The sequence below is a fragment of the Sphingomonas metalli genome, assembly GCF_014641735.1.
GTDB classification, from domain to species: domain Bacteria; phylum Pseudomonadota; class Alphaproteobacteria; order Sphingomonadales; family Sphingomonadaceae; genus Sphingomonas; species Sphingomonas metalli.
This window is the reverse complement of the sequence record NZ_BMIH01000012.1, coordinates 1-2,570: the sequence shown is the minus strand read 5'-3', so window position 1 is coordinate 2,570 and position 2,570 is coordinate 1. Positions and strand designations below refer to the sequence as shown.

2 protein-coding genes are annotated in these 2,570 nt (G+C 67.1%); both read right to left on the bottom strand.

Translation table 11 applies throughout. From position 1 onward, the window contains the following. Positions 1-129 precede the first annotated feature (129 nt). Positions 130-981, bottom strand: coding sequence for an IS21-like element helper ATPase IstB (gene istB / locus IEX18_RS18425; protein WP_371859768.1), 852 nt, complete (start codon positions 979-981; stop codon positions 130-132). Then, positions 978-2,465 (bottom strand): IS21 family transposase, encoded by a 1,488-nt coding sequence (gene istA / locus IEX18_RS18420; RefSeq protein ID WP_188661400.1) that lies wholly within the window; start codon positions 2,463-2,465, stop codon positions 978-980. The genes istB and istA overlap by 4 nt, the downstream gene beginning before the upstream one ends. Positions 2,466-2,570 lie beyond the last annotated feature (105 nt).

Here is a 2,570-nt window from a genome sequence, read left to right as displayed (position 1 = left end):
TGTCAACGGCGGAGCAAAATCCGGCCACGGTGGCGGTGTAAAAGTAGGCCAGCGGTCGAGGCGTGATGACGACATGGAAAGGGCCCCGATCGGGGCCCTTTCCATGTCGTCGCGACCGTTTTCTCCCGGCTATGTCGGCGGGATCTCTCCGGTGTTCGGGTCGGCCGACACAGTGGCCTGGTTTTGCTCCGCCCTTCTGGCGGAGCGCCGGCCGGCGGACTGTTTGAGGCGGTAGCTGTCGCCATTCATGGTGAGGATGGAGACGTGGTGCGTGAGGCGGTCGAGCAGCGCGCCGGTGAGCCGCTCCGAGGCGAGCACTTGGGTCCAGTCCTCGAACGGCAGGTTCGACGTGATGATGGTCGAGCCGCGCTCGTATCGCTGCGACAGCACCTCGAAGAGCAGTTCTGCGCCGGTCGCCGACAGCGGCACATAGCCGAGCTCGTCGACGATGAGCAGCTTCACGGCCGCCAGTTCCCGCTGGAGTTTGAGCAGACGCCGCTCGTCGCGCGCCTCCATCAGCTGGTTGACCAGCGAGGCCGCGGTCGTGAAGGCGACGGTGAAACCCTTCTGGCAAGCCGCCAGGCCGAGCGCGAGGGCGACGTGCGTCTTGCCCGTGCCGCTGTTACCCAGCGCGATGACGTTCTCCCGGCGCAGGATATATTCCGAGCGGGCGAGTTCGAGCACCAGCATCTTGTTGAGGCTGGGGATGGCGGTGAAGTCGAAGGTGTCGAGACTCTTCACCGCCGGGAAGCGGGCGGCGCGGATCCGCCGCTCGACCGTGCGCCGCTCCCGGTCGATGAGCTCAAGCTCGATGAGACGCAGCAGGTAGCGCGGGTGGTCGATACCGTCGCGGGCGCATTCGCGCGCGACCTTCTCATATTCGCGCAGCACGGTCGGCAGCTTGAGCTGCTTGAGGTGGTGGGCGAGCAGCACCTGGGGTGTCCCGCCGGTCGTGCCGGTCGGCATCTTGTCGCTTGTCATGCCGCCAGCACTCCATAGTCCGCCGCCCGGGTCGTCTTCACGTCCGTCCGGGGCAGGTGCGGATAGGCGGCCAGATCGAGACGGGGCGGTCGCCGTTCGATACGCGCCAGCGCGATGAGCTTCACCGCGTCGAAGCCGATGGCGCCGAGCTGCACGGCCTGTGTCACCGCGTCGGTGACGACGGCGAGCGGCAGGGCTTCGAGCAGCCGCAGCACCTGGATGAACTCCCGCTTCCCCTTGTTGCCCATACGGGCTTCCAAAAGGTGGCGCAGATGCTGGAAGATCTCGGGCAGATCCCAGCCCTGCAAGGCGGCCGCCTGGTCGAGCGCGCCGGGCTTCTGCTCGATGAGCGCGAGATAGTGCAGCGGGTTGGCGACGAAGGCGCCCTCGCCATAGCTGCGCGGATGGCGGGCGATCTCCTCGCCGGCGATGCTGATGACGACCTCGTCGACGAACCCCTTCACCAGGACGTCGCGGAAGCCGTAGGCGGTCGGCACCGAATAGTCGTTGGTCCGGTAGCGCACCAGCGCGGTCGACGACACGCGCGCCGACCGCTTCTCGCACGGCTCCAGCGGCACCGCCGGCAAGGCCCGGAAGACCTGCCGGTCGGCGGCAAGCCGCTCGGCGATGGTGTCGGCATAGCGTCCGGCATGCCCGTTCTGTCGGGCCAGGCAGTCCTTCGCCAGGCGCTCGTTCAACTCGTCGAAGCTGGCCGCCACCGGAATGGGCACCATGAACATCGCGCGGGCGTGCTTTACCAGCGCCTCGACCTTCCCCTTGTCGTTGCCCTTGCCGGGCCGGCCAAACCGGTCGGCAAACAGGTAGTGGCTGACCAGCTCGGTGAAGGCCCGCGTGCGCTCGCGCTTGCCGTCGCCGCAGATCCTCGCCACCGCAATCTTCAGATTGTCGTAGAGAATGGACAGCGGCACGCCGCCGAAGAAGGCGAAGGCCGAAACATGGCCGTCCAGGAACGCCTCGGTCGTCTCGCGCGGATAGGCCTTCACGAAACACGCATCGGAATGCGGTAGGTCCATGCAGAAATAATGAACCTTCTGCCGCACGCCGCCGATCTCGGCCCACGCCTCGCCGAAGTCGACCTGGGCATGGCCCGGCGGGTGCGCCAGCGGCACGAACGTCTCCCGGCTGCGGGCCCGACTTAGCCGCACATAGTCCTTCACCACCGTGTAGCCGCCGCCATAGCCATGCTCGTCGCGCAGCCGCTCGAAGATCCGTTTGGCGGTGTGCTGCTGCCTGGCCGGCGACAGGCGGTCCTCGCGCAGCATGGCGTCGATGACCGGCAACAGCGGCCCCAGCTTCGGCTTCTCCGGCGGCTTCGCGCGCCGGTAGCCTGGTGGCAGCGAGAACGCGCACATCTTCGCCACCGTGTCCCGGCTCAGACCGAACACCTTCGCCGCTTCCCGGCGACTATGACCTTCCACGAACACGAAACGCCGAACGGCCGCGTAGCTCTCCAAGGCAAACATCCTCGCCGCCCCAAATGGAGCAGCTTACCACTGGCAGGATTTCTCTCCGCCGCACCGGCACCTATGCCGGCGCTCCCGTGGCCGGGTTTGTCACCGCCCTACACA

Bases quoted from the DNA above. Each gene is read 5' to 3' on its own strand.
- istB (WP_371859768.1), bottom strand. From the start codon at position 981: ATGACAAGCGACAAGATGCCGACCGGCACGACCGGCGGGACACCCCAG.
- istA (WP_188661400.1), bottom strand. From the start codon at position 2,465: ATGTTTGCCTTGGAGAGCTACGCGGCCGTTCGGCGTTTCGTGTTCGTG.